Genomic DNA, 17900 nt, shown 5'->3' on the forward strand with positions numbered 1-17900 from the left:
TGGTGGTTAGTCTCAAGCTAACAACGTGGCGAATCGATGCGAAAGCCGTACGGTGACAAAATTCGGCAGTCAATTTTGTAGTTTTCTACAAACATGGTTTACGGCCCACGGCTTTATGCTGAGTGATCAGCGGCAATTTTCGTTAGTCGCATTGGATTTTTTCTGGCTTTACGGCATGACTGGCGTACTTTGGCACCTCATCATGCAATTCATCCAGAGAGGGGTTTTGTATGAATTCACAACATCATGATTCCACGGTTGTCCGTTCCTCCAACGCCGTGCCGAAGCTGCTCGTCTCGACGGGCAAGGTCGTACTGTTCGCCGTCCTGATGTGGGCGGCGGCCGCGGCCGGTGAGATTCCGATCCCAGGCACGCCCGTGCCGATCACCCTGCAGACCTTCGTGGTGATGCTGGCCGGTCTCACGCTCTCCTGGCGCGAGGCGGGGTCCTCGGTGGCGCTGTATCTTGCGGCCGGTGCCGCGGGTCTGCCGGTGTTCGCAGGCGGCGCCTCGACGATGGCGCTGTTCGGACCGAGCGCCGGATTCCTGCTGGGCTTCCTGCCGGGCGTGATCGTCACCGCCGCGCTGAAGGGCCGCGCTCCGATGCGGTCCCGCGTTCTCACCGCGCTGCGGTACTTCGGCTCCTCGCTCATCGGCTGCGTCGTCGTGGTGTACGCCTTCGGCTTCGCCGTTCAGTCGGCGCTCACCGGTGCGTCCCTGATCACGGTGGCGCTGGCGTCCATGGGCTTCGTCGCCGGCGATCTGGTCAAGGCCGCCGTCGCCTCGCTCGCCTGCGCCGGTCTCTCCCTTATTCACCGCAGGTAGGCTCAGTCGTCCATCGTTGTATACACCGCATGATTTCAAAGCCTTTGGAATCATGCGGTTTTCTGTATCCGCTCACTTCGCCCGACCACCCTCAGTCGGCTCTCGCCGACAGCTCCCGCCAGCGGGAGCCCATGACCGTGGTAGGCCTCCACTCCATACTCGCGATACCCGCAAAAGCCTATGGCAGCGAGCTGGTTTCCCAACATGCGATGCCGACTGGCAACTTATTGCCACGGAACACGAATATCGACGATGCCGATGATTCCGTGCCATGATTCCGTGGCAAGGAATCGCCGATACCGTCATTTCATCATTCCGTGGCACGATTTTCCGCATACGGACGATGCAGAACCGCATGATTCCACGGCTTCGATATGACGCTCGGCGATCCCGGCCGTCACGGAACAGGGATTTCCCCGATCATCGCGTTCCGTGACAGGATCTCCCGCCACGGAATCCGGAAAATACCAGATTCCGGCATTCCCCGCCATGGTGTCGCCCGCGCATTGGCTCCACCCCGATCGACTTACCGCCGGGTGGGGGTGGTCGAGTCCCACCCGCCTGCGCATTCACGGCCATCGGTAGAATCGGGGTCGATGAAATCGATGAGCAATGCGATGAACAAGGTTTCCCCCAAGGTGTTCCGGGGTCTGCGATGGGCATTGGCCGCGCTGGCTTGCCTCTGGCTGGCGCTGTGCACGGCGGTCGGGCCGATCTACCGTGCAGATCGGTCGATTGCGAGCTTCTCGTGGGTCAATGCGCTGATCGGCGTGACGGCGTTCGCCGTGTATTTCGCGCTGGTGCGGCTGCTGGTGTGTCTGCTGTCGCGATGGGACCGCAAGAACCCCGATCGCACTCGTACCGCGCACGGCCATGCCGGCAACTCCCCGGCCGGCAATTCCCCTGATGGAATCGACCATGCCGCAGGGGCCAACAACGATATCCCCAGAGTTATGAGCAATGGGGATGACCGTTGTGGACAATCCGGTGATGATCAACCCAGCAGCGGACAATCCGGTAATGATCAATCCGGCCGTGCACAACATGAACAAGTCTGGGGATTGTCGCGCGGTCCGCTTCCCCGTCCGCTTGCGCCGCTCGCCCGTGTACTCGGCTCCGTCAGTCGTCCCATCCGCCGATTCCTTGACCGGCACGAGCAGACCATCGTACACGCCACCGACCGCGGTTGGAAAATCATGCTGATCCTGATCGTCGGATGGGCATGGTGCTATCTCACGCTGCTCGCCGCGTTCGGCGCTGATCTGTTCTCGCAGATCCGCGAATTCACGTCGTTCTGGGAACAGTCCCACGGTGTCGCGCAGACCTATCTCAACGGCTCGGGCGTGGTGAACACCATCATGGACGTCTACCCCACCGCGCATTATCTGTGGCCTACCGATCCAACCTTCCTGACCAATCAGCACAACATCGTGCTGACCATGCTGTACGGCTCGGTCGCATTCGCCAGCCGATCGGTCACCGGGTCCGTGGACGCGGGCATCATTCTGCTGGCCGGCGTGCAGTTCGTCTTCGCCGCATTCTGCTGCGCGGCCACCGCGAACCGGTTCTTCAACCTGCCGTTCCTGCGTGCGCGCGGGGATGGGGGCGGCGACGCGGACGACGCCCACCCCGCCCAGTTCGGGCATCTCACCCCGTCCGGGCCGGGCGCGCGCGTGGGCGTGCTGGCCCTGCTGCTGCTCAATCCGATCGTGGTATTCAGCACGATCTCCCTGACCAAATCGCCGCTGTTCGCCTTCGCGTTCGTCTGGTGGTTCGGCGTGCTGTATCAGCTGCGTGCCTCCTCACTGCGTGCCAACTTGCCGCATACCTCCTCGTCTGTCCGGGAATCCGGTCCGGGGGAAAACGGTCTTCCTCATACCACGCTTCATACCGCGCCGCACACCGTGCTCCCGCTCGCGCTGAGCACGCTGGTCATGCTGGCGAGCGCCAAATATGCGATGTACGTGGTCGCCCTGCAGATCGTGCTGGCACTGCTCGCCGACCGTCGTCGCTGGCGTGTCTGGCTGGTGGCGCTGGTGATCCCGCTGATCGCGTTCCAGGGCATGCTCACCGCGCTCACCGCCACCGATACGATCATCGGCGGCGACCCGATCGAAAGCAAGGGCCTGCAATTGCAGCAGATCGGCCGGGCGATGCGCGACGATCCCGGCGCGATCCCCGCCGAAGCGCGCCGCGAGATCGCGCCGATCATCGATCTTGATGCGGCGGCGGAAGCCTACTTCCCGCAGGACGCCGACCGGATGAAGTCGTCCGGATCCGCGGAGGACAAGGCCATCGTCTACCGGTGGCGCACGGTCACCGCCGGCGACATGACCCGGTTCACCAAGGCGTGGCTGGAGATCGGCAAGGCCGCGCCCGTGGCGTACGTCGACGGCGCGCTGGCCAAGATGTACGGCTACTTCGACGTGACCGACGGCGCCTACACGTCGATGACCTACTACATCGACAACGGTGTGATGGAGCGCGAGACCCCGGGCATCAAGCACTGGCTGGGCGGCTGGCGCGACGCCGTGGCCGCGTTCGCGAACGGCTGGGCGGGCGTGCCGGTGATCGGCTGGCCGACGCACGGCAACTTCTGGGTGATCCTCACGCTGCTCGTCGGCGCGGCGGAGGTGGTGCTGCGGCGCTGGCGGTCGCTGGCGTTCCATCTGCCGATGCTGCTGCTCATGGGCGTGATGATGACCGCGCCGGCCAACAACTTCGAGCGCCACATGCTGCCGCTGGCCTTCAGCTTCGCCTTCCTCGGGCTGTGGGTATGGCGGGAAAGCCACAAAACAGGGGTAGCCATGAAAATCGAAAAAACCGTGCAAGCCAAATGATTCCAAACGGTTGCTCGACGTCGAACGTGACGGCGAGTAGCCGACTTTTGTGGCATCTTCGGCGGAGACTTCGTTCCGGGGCATCCGAACCGATCGGATTTTTCCTACTAAGCTATCGTGTATGAAATTTTCGGTACTGCATCCGCATCGGCATGACGATCCCAAGGACCATGCCGAAGTCGGGCATACCGAGAAGCAGGCGGACACCGTGCCGCGGCCCGAACGTCAGGCCGAACGTCAGGCAGATCGCCAGACCAGCCGTGACTCCGCTCAGCCCACAGGCGGCTCCGCCCAATCCGATCGCGGCCCCGCCCAATCCGATCGAACGGCCGCCCAATCCGCCGGCCGTGATTCCACGGGTCCGGTCAGCCGCGGCTCCGATCGAGTGATCGCCCAATCCGCCGACAGCCCCGACCGGGTCGCCTCCGCCGTCCGGCAGGTGACCGACGACGAACCGGACGTAGCCCGCGAGGCACAAGCGCTGGCCGAACGGTTCCGTCTGCGCAAGCCGCGGATCACCGAACATCCCGATCTGCCGCCGGTCATCCATCAGATCATCGTCGAGGCGCAGGAGCGGATGAACACCGAGATGCGCTGGTACCACGATCTGATGCCGGACGACAAGAACCAGCTCAACATCGTGGCGGAAACCGCCGTGGCCAACTTCGTCGACTGGTATCGCGAGGTCAAGGACGCGATCGCGGATCCAGCGACGGCAGCGCCCGATCTGCCGAGTCCGCGCACCGACGAGATCTTCTTCGTCGCACCGCTGGAGTTCACCAAGTCGATCTCGCTCAATCAGGTGGTGGAGCTCACCCGCTTCATCGTGGATTCCATGGAGGCCAACGTCTCCCGGTTCGCCGAGCCGGGGCAGGAGCAGGCCACGCGCAATGCGATGATGTACTATTCGCGCGAGGTGGCGTTCTCCGCGGCGAACGTGTATGCCTCCAGCGCGCAGGCCCGCGGCGACTGGGACGCCCGGCTCGAGGCGCTCACCATCGCCGATCTGCTCGACGGCACGGCCAGCCATCAGGTGGCGTCGAGGCTGAACCTGCTGGGGTGGCGTAGCGAATTCGCCTGCTTCGCCATCGCCGGCACGCTGGCGCATACCGGAGACATCAGCCTGAGCATGGCGCACCGGCATGTGCGCGAGGCCGTGCGCACGCTGGGCGGCGAATGCCTGATCAGCGAGCACGACGATCTGACCGTGCTGCTCATCGACCCCCGTCACGGTGATCGCGGCATGGAACCCGACGACTTCGTGCAGGCGCTGCTGCCACTGTTCGACGATTCCGCGGTATGCGTGGGACCGTTGAAGGACAATCTTTCCGGCGCCTCGTACACGATCCGGGCGGCGGTGAACAGCAGGCGGGCGGCGAAGTGCCTGGCGAACGTGCCGCGGCCGATGCGCGCCGACGACGTGCTGCCGGAGCGCGCCCTGCTCGGCGACGACGACGCGCGGCGAGAGCTGTACGAGAACGTATATCAGGTGCTGCGCGGGGACGACGACCGCAATCCGCTGCTGCTCACATTGTCCACGTTCCTGCGATCCGGCAACGCGCTCGACGTCACCGCCCGCGAGCTCAACGTGCATCCGAACACCGTGCGCTACCGGCTCAAGCGGTCGGTGGAGGTGACCGGCTGGGATCCGATGGACCCGCGCGAGGCCTACGTGCTGCTCACCGCCATCAAAATCGGCCTCATGCTGGATGAGTAGCGGGGTTGCCGGAGAGGAGTGGGGCGCGTATGAATGAGCAGTGGAGACGCGACGGCCGGAAATGACCGGACGGGACGCCCCATGAGGGCTATCTCCATTCTTGGGGCACATTTCGGGTGTCTGCAGACACCTAACTGCATTCTCGGGGTCTTTTCACCTCAATATCCGCAGTATGGGCATTGCAATTCCAACGCAGATACTCGCGCTTCCGCGACCAAACCGCCCCACAGAACGCAGATAGGTGTCTGCAATACCCCCGAATCGGCCCCCAGAACGCAGATAGGTCCCGAACACGGCCGTCAACCATGTTCGAGACCTTCGTTCCAGAGTCCATTCGCGAGAACGAATCGAGGAATCAGGGAATCATCGCATCTATGCGCTTGCTCCCTCATCATTGCCATTAGGATATTCCGCCCGCAGATATTCCCGGAGGAAGGGGATGGCGAAGTCCACCTTGCCCCATGACGATGACGTGATCACATGCTCATCCAACAGCCGCTGTCGATAACCGTTGGCATAGTTCATATTCTCGCCCATCCGATTCGCGATGTCCGAAGTCGAGGACGGCCCGTCATCCTGAGCCATGGCCATCAGATACTCAACGCAGCGTTTCGACAAGCGTTTCACTACGGGAGCGCATACACCAGCGCCCAGCTTGGCTCTCGCCTGCTCCACGCCAATCTTCACGTCCTCCGCCCGAATTGCATGGTCATTGCCATCATCACGACGACGGGCATGCCTCCATATGCCGTAGCCAACGAGCTGGATCATATACGGATAACCGCCGGTGGCCCGAGTGGCCGATTCCAGAACGTCCTCATCGATACTCACGCCGGCACCTCGTATGGTGCTCGCCAACGCAGTCCGCACTTCATCGAGCGGCACGTCCCCCAGTTCCTTGATCGACGCGCGGCGAAGGAAGGTCAGCACCTTGGCATTCAGCAGATCGGATATCAATGACGGCAGTCCGGCGAAGACGAACGCCACTTCCGCATTCTCCCGCAACAGGTGCTGTGCCGCGGTCGAGATCGCAGTCATGTCTTCCAAGGACGCATCCTGCGTCTCATCGATGGTGATCAGCAATCCCCTGCCCTTGCCCAAGGTATGCAGGTGAGCGGCGATCGCGTCACGCAGAGAGGCCGGACGAAGAGCCGGAGCAATGCTGATTTCCCCCAGACTCGCCCCCATAAAGGTCGGCTTGATGGTAGCCCCGGACACCAGCCCCGGTTTCGGGGCGATTCTGGCGATCAGACGATCGCATAGACCATCGGAGGCGGTTTCGTCAATAACATCCCAATGTCGCTTTTTGGCGATCAGCCCGAGTTCCGTAAGCATCACGGTCTTGCCGCATCCTCGCGGACCGGTAATCAGCATCAGACGGTCGGGAGCCCCGGGGCCATCCTCCAGACCCTCGCGAAAATCAAGACTGATCGATTCCCTTCCGATCAGCACAGGCGGCATCACACCAGCTGTCGGCTTGAATGGATTCGCAGGGAAAACCATGTTCCACCTCCTATGATTCAGGTGCACAGTCATCACAAATATAACAAATATAAAATCTATATAAAAAATAGGAGTTTCTCCATTACAGGCATTTAATCCCTGTAATTTCAACGATTTTATCGCTTGATTCATCCATTTATATAACAAATATAATAAATATAACAAGCACTCACAGTCGGCTTATTCGACACACAACCATTTTCGATTGACATATTCACTTAGCTTCCGTATGCTTACCTATTACCTACAGGGTTGTAGGTAAGACAACGGCAAAACCGCTGAAACAACTGTAAACACAACGATTTCACGACTACAACGGAGACCGATCCGACACCACGATTGGTCCCCGACTACCACCAAACGCGGTCAGGCGACGACCGGACGCAGTCGCCAACCTCATGCAAAGGAGCAACCATGTCAGAAGACCACATGTCACCCGCAGACCCCTCTCCGGAGACCGACGGAGGAGAAACCAATACATACGACAATGCCGTAGCCTCGGTACGCGCCGGAGCCAGCCCCGGGCAGGAGGCCGAAAAGCTCTATGACATGCTCACCGACGAGGAACGACTCGGACTGCTCGACGGCGACGAGGACTTCTGGCCAGGACAGATGTCCATGATGACCGAAGGCTACAACGTCCGCCCCATTCCCCATGGCACCATCGAACGCCTCGGCATCCCTGGATACCGATTCTCCGATGGCCCTCGCGGCGCGGTTATCGGTCATTCCACAGCATTCCCGATCTCCATGGCCCGCGGCGCCACCTTTGATCCGGAGCTCGAGGAGCGCATCGGCGAGGCCATCGGCGCCGAGGTGAAGGCGCAGGGAGGCAACTTCTTCGCCGGAGTATGCATCAACCTGCTGCGGCATCCCGCTTGGGGACGCGCTCAGGAGACCTATTCCGACGATCCTTACGTACTTGGTGAAATGGGTGCCGCACTTGTTCGCGGTGTACGGAAATACGTGATGGCCTGTGCCAAACACTATGCTCTCAACTCAATGGAGAACGCCCGATTCCAAGTGGACGTGCAGTGCGACGAACGCACCCTGCACGAAGTATACCTGCCTCATTTCAAGCGCGTGGTTGAGGAAGGCGTGGACGCGATCATGTCATCATACAACTCGGTGAACGGCGAATGGGCCGGGCAGAACCCAGAGTTGCTTACGAAGATCCTGCGCGGCGATTGGGGATTCACCGGTGTCACGGTCTCCGATTTCGGTTTCGGACTACGCGATGCCGCCAAGTCCCTGGAAGCCGGATTGGACATCGAGGAGCCGTTCCGACAGCAGCGGGCCGAGCACCTTCCGGATGATCTCAAGGCAGGAAGAGCATCCTGGCAATGGGTCAGGAGGGCCGGATTACGCTGCCTTGCCACGCAGCTGCGCTTCGATGCCGAACATCACGAACCCGCGCCGGGCATGGACGTGGTGGCCTGCGAAGAGCACCGCGAACTGGCGCGCGAGGCGGCGGCACGAGCGATGGTGCTGCTGAAGAACGATGTCCCCTCCGAATCCGATTCCACCCCAGTACTGCCACTCGATACCAATACCATCGGCAAGGTGGCGTTGATCGGGCGTCTGGCGAACATGGCCAATACCGGCGATCATGGATCCTCGAACGTGAGGGCGCCCCACGTCGTCACACCGTACGACGGATTGGCCGACATTCTCGGAAAGAACAACGTGATCACCGCGTTCGAGGACGATCCCGACGCCGCCGCAACCGCGGCACGCGATGCAGACGCCGCCGTGGTCGTGGTCGGCTACACCTACAAGGACGAGGGCGAGTTCGTTGACGCCTCGTCGCTGTCCGGCCTTTCGTTCATGTATCCGCCCGCACCGGAAGGCATGGATGTGGAGAAACTCACGGCCGCCGGCGGAGACTCACTGGCCTATGGCGGCGATCGAGCCAGTCTCCGTCTACGTCCGGTGGATGTGGAGATCATCAAGGCCACGGCCGCAGCCAACCCGAAGACCATCGTGGTCATCGTAGCGGCCGGTGCGGTGATCACCGAAGAGTGGAGGGAATCGGCTCCCGCCGTGCTGCTTTCGTGGTATTCCGGCATGGAGGGCGGTGCGGCTCTAGCCGATGTGCTGTTCGGCAAGGCCGAACCGGCCGGACGACTCCCATTCGCCGTGCCAGTCACGGAGGATGACCTGCCGTTCTTCGACCGCAATGCCACCGAAATCACCTACGATCGCTTCCACGGCCAGCGATTGCTCGACCGGCTCGGTCATGCACCCGCCTTCCCGTTCGGCTTCGGCCTGTCATACACCTCGTTCGTGCTTAATAACATCTCCGCCAACCGCAATGGTCTGCATCACGCGACCCTTGACATGGATGTAACCAACACCGGCGAGCATGACGGGCGCCACGTGGTGCAGGTGTTCGGCGTCGCAGCCGACGGCAAACATCTGGAGGACCGGATCAAGGCCGGCGAGCGCCATCTCGTCGGATTCAGATCGGTGTTCGTTCCCGCCGGCGAAACCACGCACGTCAGCGTCGACGTTTCACTGGAGCCGATCAGCGAATGGGATGCGGATTCCAGGCATTTCATCGCTCCAGCTGCGGTGACCCTCATCGCAGCCTCCTACGCCGACGCCGACGACAGCCTGAACGTCACGCTGTAGCCAGAACACGTCCAACTGAAACGACCCTCGCCACACGCCTGTGCCGACGGCAGCTTTCCACGTCGGCACAGGCTCATCCTGAACGAACGTCCCATCCCGATCAGTGTCTCGCCGCTATCGCGCCACACCCGCTTCGTCTTCCGCAACCCCGCAATCATCTCAGGTTTCAAGCAACCAAGGCCATCATTCTTTCAACGACGAAAGGAACATCATGTCCGCCCCCAGTCCCACTTCAGCACCCGTTCCCGAGAACGCCCCATCGCAGCCTCCGCACAAGGACAAGGTCTCCGTCCGCCTCTCCGTAGGCCTTGTTCTCGCCGGCATCCTATGGATGACCCCGTACATCGGTTCGGTCACCGTACTGCTGCCGGCTCTGTTCGATCAGATCGCCCCCGATCAGAAGGTGGCGCTCGTCGCACAGATGTCCATCGTCGGCTCCATCGTGGCATTGATCGCCAACATCCTCTTCGGCGCGTTCTCCGATCTCACCCGCTCCCGCTTCGGCGCCCGAGCCCCATGGCTGGTGCTCGGCTCCGTGGTCACCGCGGCAATGCTGTTCGCCATCACGAAAACATCCAGCACCGCAATGATCCTCATCCTGTGGTGCATCTTCCAGTTCTTCCTCAACGCCATCGTCGCACCGCTTGTCGCCGTGATCCCCGATCGAGCACCCGAATCCCTGCGAGGCACCTACTCGGCGGTCTACGGTGCGGGCAGCATGGTCGGCGCCGGTCTTGCCTCGGTGGTCGCGTCCCGATTCCTCAGCAACCCCGCGTTGGGCGTCATCGTCTTCGCCTGTGCGATTCTGCTGTGCGGCCCGCTGTTCGTGCTGATCGCGCCGGATAAGTCCAATAAGGACGTCGAACGCAAGAAGTTCTCCTTTGACACGATCAAGACCAATTTCGCTTTTCCGACCAGGAACTGCCGAGACTTCTATCTGGCGCTCGTCGGCAAGCTCATCTTCGTACTCGCCTTCTATGCGGTCACCGGCTACCAGCTGTACATCGCCACCGACTATATCGGTCTCGACACCGCGGGAGCCGGCAACCTAATCGCCGCCATGGCCACCGCACAGATGGTGTTCGGTCTGATCTTCAGCGCCGTCGCGGGGCCGATCTCCGACAAGATCAACCGACGCAAGATCTTTGTGGTGCTATGCTGCCTCATCGCCGCCGTGGTGTTCCTCATCCCCGCATTCTGGGCGGTTCCCACCGCGATGATGATTCTGGCCGTCGTCAACAGCGGTATGGTGCAGGGCGCGTACATGTCGGTGGATCAGGCGCTGAACTTTGACGTCCTACCGTCCAGGGAAACCGCCGCCAAGGATCTCGGCCTGCTGAACATGGCCAACACCGGCGGCCAGATCTTCGGACCGATGGCCACCTCGTTCGTGGTGATGTCCGCCGGCGGCTATCGCCCGGTCTTCTTCGTTTCCGCCGCACTGCTCGCCGTCTCCGCAATCCTGATTCAGATGATCCGCAAGGCCCGGTAGCCGCAGCAGGAAACGGCCTTCAGCACCACCGACGCACCACCGACGTCACCGCCTCATTATCGTTCCCCGAAGCTCACTCCTCACACCGCAGTTCGGGAATCGAGGCGGTGACGTCCTTCCACATCCGCACGAAATCAAGATGCTCGCTATCGCGCAGCCACTGCAGCTGCAGGCCGTCCATCAGTGCCAGCACCTTGCGTGCGCAAATCATCGGATCGTCCACCGAAGGCTCCTTGGCCGCCAGCTCACGCATGACCTCCAACGTGAAATGCTCCCGGTTGCGCAACCATTCGTAGGCGGGGTGAGTGGAGTCAAGCGCCTCCGCATCGAGCATGCTGTACAGACGGACCTTCTCGGGATTGCGGGCATTGTACTCCACCAGCACATGGCATGCCTGCGCCAGGGAAAGATTCCCGAAGGACATGTCCTGCACACGATCCGGACCGTCCTCATCGCCGGAGTCCCGTTTCCCGCCGCTTTCTCCCGTCCGTTCGGCTCCGTCGATCTGCCGGGAGATATCCACAAGAGCACGATTGTCCTCCTGTTCCAGAATCATCATCAGCAGGCCGGTCTTCGACTGCACGTGGTGGATCAGTCCAGCCACGGTGAGTCCGCAGGCATCGGCGACCTCCTGCAGCGAGGTACCCCAGTATCCACGTTCCGCCATGAGCTCGGACGCCACCCTGACGATCTGCTCCCGCCGCTTGTGCGGATCCATGCGCACACGGTCCCGTCTGCGAATCACCATGCCGATCAACCTTGCCCATCCCGGCGTCTAGCGCCGTCAGCCTTATCCGTCCGGGCAATTGTAGAACAGTTTCAGTGTCCGACACCGAAGAACGGCGATGGCTCCGAGAGCATCGCCTTCGGAGCCATCAGAGAGCCGTCAATGGAACCGATCGCCGTATTTACCGTACGGACAATCGTCACTCGTAATCGAGTTCGAGCAGATACGCCACCGGAGCCGTCGACCCGGGCACGGTAAGCGTATGGCTATCGAGATCCCAACGAATATCACCATTCCCGCCGTACAGTACCCTCACGGATGCGAAATCGACATCGTCGCCGTGCAGGTTCAGCGATACCGGTTCATCGGACGCTTCCGCGCCATCGGGGCGCACCCACACCGCCAAATATCCGCGCGTTCGCGAGGATCGTAGACCCAATGCCACCGTCTCGTCACGCCAGCCGGGCAGGCCGGCGGGCCAGAACGGCACCGCCGTTGCGATATCCGCACGGATCGACTTGTAGATATCCAACGCGGCGGTGATCTCGGTAAGTTGTTCGGGGCTCATCCGCGTCAGATACCCGGAGACATACGGACGTCCGACCATACCGTTGATCATGGTGTATCGCACTTCGTCGATCGTCATGTCGGCATTCGGGTACGCCCAATCGCCGCACTGTTCCGGCAGCATGCTCATCGGGGAGGATGCCGAGATATTCGCATACAGCCGGTAATCCTGCTGATCGCTGGTGGATTGCAGTTGGGCGCGCTTCAGCGTCTCCCAGTCGGCGCGCATAGCACCCGACGAGCAGGTCTCGATCGTCACCTCCGGATGACGATCCTCCACACCGTCCAGCCATGAGAGATACGCACGATCGATCTCCAATTGCCCTTCGCCGCGACTTGGCGCATCGACGTCCGTGCCGGCACCGGTGTTCACGTTATAGTCGAGCTTGAAGTACCGAATGCCCAGATCATCGACAAGATGATCGACCGTCTCGTCGAGATGACGACGTACGACGGGATGACGCAGATCGAGCAGATACCGCAGATGCGTTTCGAGACGATATCCGCCGGAATGCAGGAACGCCTCTTCGGGCAGTTCATCCACATACGGCGAGGAGATGCCGATGACCTCCGGCTCCAGCCAGATGCCCGGCGTCATACCGTTATCACGAATATGATCGATCACCTCGGCAAGGCCACCGGGGAACCGCGTGCGGGACTCCTTCCACTCCCCCACCGACGGCCACCAATCGCCATGTTCGTCATACCATCCACAGTCGATGCAGTAGTACTCCACGCCGATCTTCGCGGCCGCCTCGATCAGCGGCAGTTCCTTGGCCGTGGTGGGGTTACCCATGAACGTGTTCATGTAATCGTTGAACACGATCGGCAGATCCTTATGATCAACGTGGGTGCGGACGGTGTGGCGACGGTATGCGGTCAGTTCGCCCACCACTCCATCAAGTTCCCGATCGGAAACCGCAACCATACCGGTTACGGTGGTGAATGATTCATCCCGCTTGAGATCGACATGCCAGTGATGTTCCACATCGGTGGGCCCGGACAGTACCAGATAGAATCCGTCCATCCGCTCGCCCAGCTGCCACAGCCAGGGACCGTTGGATTCCACCTGCCATGCGAGCGAGCGCCCGGTGTCCGGATCGACCAATGCCGCCTGAGGCAGATCATGGGCTGTGGATCGGCTACTGACGGAGCTGCGGGTCAGGGTGTTGCCGAACGAGGTGACCGATGAGGACCGGGAATCGACCTTCTTGCCTGCCGACGCGGCGGCCTGCGCGGCGGCGGCCGCCTTGGCCTTGTTGCGACGATGGATATCAAGCACGGAGACCAGATCATAGTCACGCAGACGTTCTCGACGCCAACGGTTCTCGCTGGTCCAATCGGAAATGCCTGTGACCACGTCCCAATGCGAATCGTCGCCGTCGAGCCTGACGTAGGCCGAAAGTGAACTCACCGAAGTCAGCCGCAATGGCAGTTCCCCTTCATTGGTTACGGTGACCTTGCCCGTGACCGCGGCAACGCCATCATAGGCGGTGAATTGCGCTACGGCACGCAGACCGTACCGTTCGGATCGCAGGGTCACCGACAGGGTCCGGCTTCCCTCCCCGAGAGTTTCCTCGTGCGAGACGTATCGTAGATCGTTGCCGATGATCATCTCGGAATACCGTGATCCGAAATTGCCCTGCATCGCACCGTTAGCCGAAATCTGCACCATCGACTGCGGCTGCGTGAAGGCGGTGTCGGATGCCGGCACCCCGATAGGTCGGATCGATTCGATATATGGAGGGATGTCGTCCCCGTACACGATGTCGAGGGCAATGTGGTCATTGCCCCAGGTGAAGCGTTGATTGGTTGCTGTCATTGGTCTGCTTCTTTCCTCTTGCCATTCTTGACGTTGCTGATGTCATGGCGTTTATCAGTGTCGTTGCGTTGTCAATGTCGTTCGTGATGACGCGTCGGTTCCGGACCTGCCGGAATCCCGACGCGTTCGACTCAGTCTTGTAATGCCTCCAGCACTCCAGCCCCCTTTCTTACGAATACCGGAATGTGATCCAACGGCGCCGGCACCTCCACGACCGCACCGCCCTGATATTCGGTCGTTTCCTGACCGGGGCCGACGAACACCCAGTCCGCCCCCTTTGGCAGACGAACCTCGCGGCTGCGCTGTCCCTCGTACAGGATGGGCGCCACCAGAACGTCCGGCCCGAACAGGTATTCGTCATCCACGCCCCACGCGTCCGGATCGTCCGGAAAATCGTAGAACAGCGGACGGATCACCGGAGTGCCCTGTTCATGCGCGTCGCGCATCCGTTCGGCGACGTACGGCCGCAGCCGTTCCCGGAGTTCGATGCAGGACTTCAGGATTCGATACAGGTCGTCTCCATAGCTCCAGATCTCGTTGTCGGCTCCCGAGCAGAACGGCTCATTGAACTTCCGCCATGCGTCGGTGACATCGAATTCAATGGGGACACGGAAGCCATGCAGCCGCATGACCGGGCAGAACACGCCGAATTGGAACCATCGGACCAGCAATTCATGGAACTTCGGATCTCGCACATCACCGCCGGTAAATCCTCCGATGTCGGTGGTCCACCACGGAATGCCGGAGATACCGGCATTGAGGCCTGCGACCACCTGCCGACGGAACGATTCAAACGTGGAATGCACGTCGCCGCTCCATAGCAGGGCACCGTATCGCTGACTGCCTGCCCAAGCGCATCGCAACAGATTGCAGATGTCGCCCTCATGCTGCCCGGCGGCTCGCTGCCCTTCATAGAAGGTCTTCGCATATTCCACCGGATAGAAGCCTCCGACCTTGAGGGCCGGACCGGCGTCATAGCGCACGATGTCGAAGCTGTAATGCGGCGAGAGATCGGGCTCGGCCTCATCCAGCCAGAACAGGCGCACGCCCTTGTCGTAGTAGTGTTCCTTGGCCTTCGACCATACGAAGGCTCGGGCACCGGGATTGAAGGCGTCGAAGTAGCTTTCGTTGCCCATGAAGTTCATCAGCGTGGGGGTGCCGCGATCGGTGCTCACCAGATATCCCTTGGACTCCATTTCATCCCAGTTCTCGGAGTTGACGTCCACGGTGGGCCAGATCGACACCATGAGCTTGATCCCCATGGATTCCAATTCACGGACCATACCGGCCGGGTCGGGCCAATACTTTGGATCGAACTTCCATTCGCCCTGCTGCGGCCAGTGGAAGAAGTCAACCACGATCACCGAGATCGGCACGCCACGCTCCTTGTAGCCGCGGGCCACGCGCAGCAGCTCCTCCTGGGTCTTGTACCGCAGCTTGCACTGCCAGAATCCCATGGCCCAGTCCGGCATCATCGGCACATGACCGGTCACCGCGGAGTACTGCTCCTCGATCTGCGCGGGGGTGTCCCCGGCACAGATCCAGTAGTCGAGCTGATCGGTACGTTCGGCTTCCCATTCGGTGAGATTCCGAGCGAACGAGACTCGACCGATGGCCGGATTGTTCCATAGCAGACCATATCCGCGGTTGGACAGCATGAACGGAATGCTGGCCTGCGAGTTGCGCTGCGCCAGTTCCAGCACGCAGCCCTTGAGATCGAGCTCATGGATCTGCCGCTGGCCGAGACCGTAGATGCGCTCATCGTCATGAGCCTTGAACCGCATGGTCAGGCGCCAGTCACCGCCGAGGACGGGCCGCCAATCTCGGGCCGGCAGCTCCACGGCACTGGTTTCGTCGCCGCCGTCCTTGATCTGCCAGAACTCCTCCAGCAGTACCTTGCCATCCGCATTGCGGAAGGAGATCCAGCCGCGCTGGTCGATCTCGGCGGTGATCGATCCATTGACGATACGCCCCGACTGCGCTTCGCCTTCCGCCCCGTCAAGTTCGATGTGCGTCGAGGATCCGGGCGTTACAGGCCGTTCGTTCAACGCCCATTGCAGGTTCTCGTCGATGGCACGGTTCTTGGTTCCGCGCACGCGCAGCGCATTCGGCCCCCAAGGTTCCAGCCATAGCGTCTCGTGCCGACACCTCCAGACCAGCCTCTCACCGTCGCGTTCCAGTACTGCATTCATTGTGTATCACTTCCGTTGTTGTCGTTCGTGTTCTCTTTCGTCTTCCGACCAATTGCTCAGCCGGCATTCAGCGGCGAATGCGCGGTCTCGCGGGCCTTCCACACGGCAACCAACGAAATCGCTCCGGCGATCATCAGCCAGAAGGCAGGTGCGAACTTGTTGCCGGTGCTGGCGATCAGCCACGAGGAGATGTACGGGGTCAGGCCGCCGAACAGGGAGACTGCGATGTTGTAGGCCAAGGCCATGCTGGTGAATCGCAGGTTGGTGGGGAACAGCTCGGCCATGGCCGCGTTGATCGCACCATCCACGGCGGCCAGGCAGATGCCGAGGATCGCCATGGCGCCGGCCGCGGCCCAGAAGCTTCCGGCCGACATCAGGATCAGCGTCGGATAGGTCAATACGATGAAGCCCACGCATCCAAGGGCCATGACCGGGCGCCGGCCGATGCGGTCACTGAGCATGCCGAACGGTCCGATCAATGCGAAGCAGACGAGGAAGCCAAGGAATGTGGCACCGTAGCTGGTGAGCTGGTCATATTCCAGATCGGTCTGCAGGTAGGCGGGCATGAAGGTCTGAAGCATCCAGTGGCCAACCGACTTGATGGTAACGAATCCGGCGCAGAACAGCAGCACCTTCCACTGCGTCATCACCGACATCTTCAGCGGCGACTTCTGCACCTTGCTCATCTTCTTCGTGGCCTTGAACTCCGGGGTGTCCTCCAGCTTCTCTCGCATGTAGAAGCCGATCCAGCCGAGGGGAAGTGCGATGAAGAACGGAATACGCCATGCCCAGCCTTCCACGGCGGCTTCGCCGACCACGGCACTGAGCAGCAGTACGATGCCCGATCCGGCCAGATAGGAGGCCACGCCGAACAGATCGATGAAGCTGGTGACGAATCCTCGGCGGTTGGAGGGCGAGAATTCCAACAGCAAGGTGGTCGATCCCGAGCTTTCGCCGCCGGCGGCAAAGCCCTGAAGCAGTCGCAGCAGCACCAGCACCACGGAGGCCCAGATGCCCAGCGTCTGATAGGTCGGCAGGCAGCCCATCAGGAACGTGCAGCCGGTGGTGCACAGAATGATGGCGGCCAATACGTTCTTACGGCCGAATCGATCACCCAACGACCCCCAGAACATACCACCGATCGGACGGATCAGGAAGCCCGCGGCGAACACCGCGAAGGTGGAGAGCATGGCCGCCTGCGGATCGCCCTTCTGGAAAAAGTTCATGCTGATGACGGTGGCGAGCGTGCCGTACAGCGCGAAGTCGAACCATTCGGCAAAGTGGCCGATGCCGGCAGTCGGGATCACGCGACGCAGCGCGGCGCGACGGTCCTCATCGCTCTCGATCTTAAGAGCGAGCTTCTGTTCCTCGTCGTCCGCGACCGGCGCGGACGGTTCATGCGATTCCTGATGCATGACTTTCTCCTTTGAAAATCCATACTGCTTGGATGGCGATTATTGGCGGTGACCTATCGTCCGGGCTGCGGTGCCGAGACAGCCTTGCAGTTCATTCTGCAATGTTTATTGCATTATCTGCAATGCTTATTGCACTATTAAGATAACACAAACCAGATATAGACACA

10 protein-coding genes are annotated in these 17900 nt (G+C 61.1%); 5 read left to right on the forward strand and 5 right to left on the reverse strand.

The window, feature by feature from the left end:
* The first annotated feature begins 230 nt into the window (after window positions 1-230).
* The 3 genes from CSQ87_RS09300 (at window position 231) to CSQ87_RS09310 (ending at window position 5381) form a co-directional block, all read left to right on the forward strand.
* Window positions 231-824 carry a biotin transporter BioY gene (locus CSQ87_RS09300; RefSeq protein WP_100513603.1) on the forward strand — a complete coding sequence of 198 codons (594 nt, stop codon included), beginning with the start codon at window positions 231-233 and terminating at the stop codon, window positions 822-824.
* A gap of 605 nt (window positions 825-1429) precedes the next feature.
* Window positions 1430-3664 (forward strand): DUF6020 family protein, encoded by a 2235-nt coding sequence (locus CSQ87_RS09305; RefSeq protein ID WP_133122387.1) that lies wholly within the window; start codon window positions 1430-1432, stop codon window positions 3662-3664.
* A gap of 121 nt (window positions 3665-3785) precedes the next feature.
* Window positions 3786-5381 (forward strand): PucR family transcriptional regulator, encoded by a 1596-nt coding sequence (locus tag CSQ87_RS09310; protein ID WP_100513605.1) that lies wholly within the window; start codon window positions 3786-3788, stop codon window positions 5379-5381.
* 372 nt (window positions 5382-5753) lie between these two features.
* On the opposite strand, the gene CSQ87_RS09315 is transcribed toward CSQ87_RS09310, so the two are convergent.
* The gene (locus tag CSQ87_RS09315; protein ID WP_100513606.1) at window positions 5754-6884 is read right to left on the reverse strand and encodes an AAA family ATPase; all 1131 of its coding nucleotides are present in this window, start codon (window positions 6882-6884) and stop codon (window positions 5754-5756) included.
* A 414-nt stretch (window positions 6885-7298) separates the two neighbouring features.
* Between CSQ87_RS09315 and CSQ87_RS09320 the strand changes: the two genes are divergently transcribed.
* Together CSQ87_RS09320 and CSQ87_RS09325 are read left to right on the forward strand one after the other, a co-directional pair.
* Window positions 7299-9518 (forward strand): glycoside hydrolase family 3 C-terminal domain-containing protein, encoded by a 2220-nt coding sequence (locus tag CSQ87_RS09320; protein WP_100513607.1) that lies wholly within the window; start codon window positions 7299-7301, stop codon window positions 9516-9518.
* A 211-nt stretch (window positions 9519-9729) separates the two neighbouring features.
* The gene (locus CSQ87_RS09325; RefSeq protein WP_100513608.1) at window positions 9730-11010 is read left to right on the forward strand and encodes an MFS transporter; all 1281 of its coding nucleotides are present in this window, start codon (window positions 9730-9732) and stop codon (window positions 11008-11010) included.
* 73 nt (window positions 11011-11083) lie between these two features.
* On the opposite strand, the gene CSQ87_RS09330 is transcribed toward CSQ87_RS09325, so the two are convergent.
* From CSQ87_RS09330 to CSQ87_RS09345, 4 genes are all read right to left on the reverse strand, one after another.
* Window positions 11084-11758, reverse strand: a complete 675-nt coding sequence (locus CSQ87_RS09330) for a TetR/AcrR family transcriptional regulator (RefSeq protein ID WP_100513609.1) — start codon at window positions 11756-11758, stop codon at window positions 11084-11086.
* Between the two features lie 178 nt (window positions 11759-11936).
* On the reverse strand, window positions 11937-14126 hold the full coding sequence (locus CSQ87_RS09335; protein ID WP_100513610.1) for an alpha-galactosidase: 2190 nt from the start codon (window positions 14124-14126) through the stop codon (window positions 11937-11939).
* Window positions 14127-14257: 131 nt separating this feature from the next.
* Window positions 14258-16318, reverse strand: a complete 2061-nt coding sequence (locus CSQ87_RS09340; protein ID WP_100513611.1) for a glycoside hydrolase family 31 protein — start codon at window positions 16316-16318, stop codon at window positions 14258-14260.
* Between the two features lie 56 nt (window positions 16319-16374).
* Complete coding sequence (locus CSQ87_RS09345) at window positions 16375-17733, reverse strand: MFS transporter (RefSeq protein WP_100513612.1); 1359 nt, start codon at window positions 17731-17733, stop codon at window positions 16375-16377.
* Window positions 17734-17900: the final 167 nt, after the last annotated feature.

Origin of the sequence: Bifidobacterium simiarum (genome assembly GCF_002802905.1) — a bacterium.
Taxonomy (GTDB): domain Bacteria; phylum Actinomycetota; class Actinomycetes; order Actinomycetales; family Bifidobacteriaceae; genus Galliscardovia; species Galliscardovia simiarum.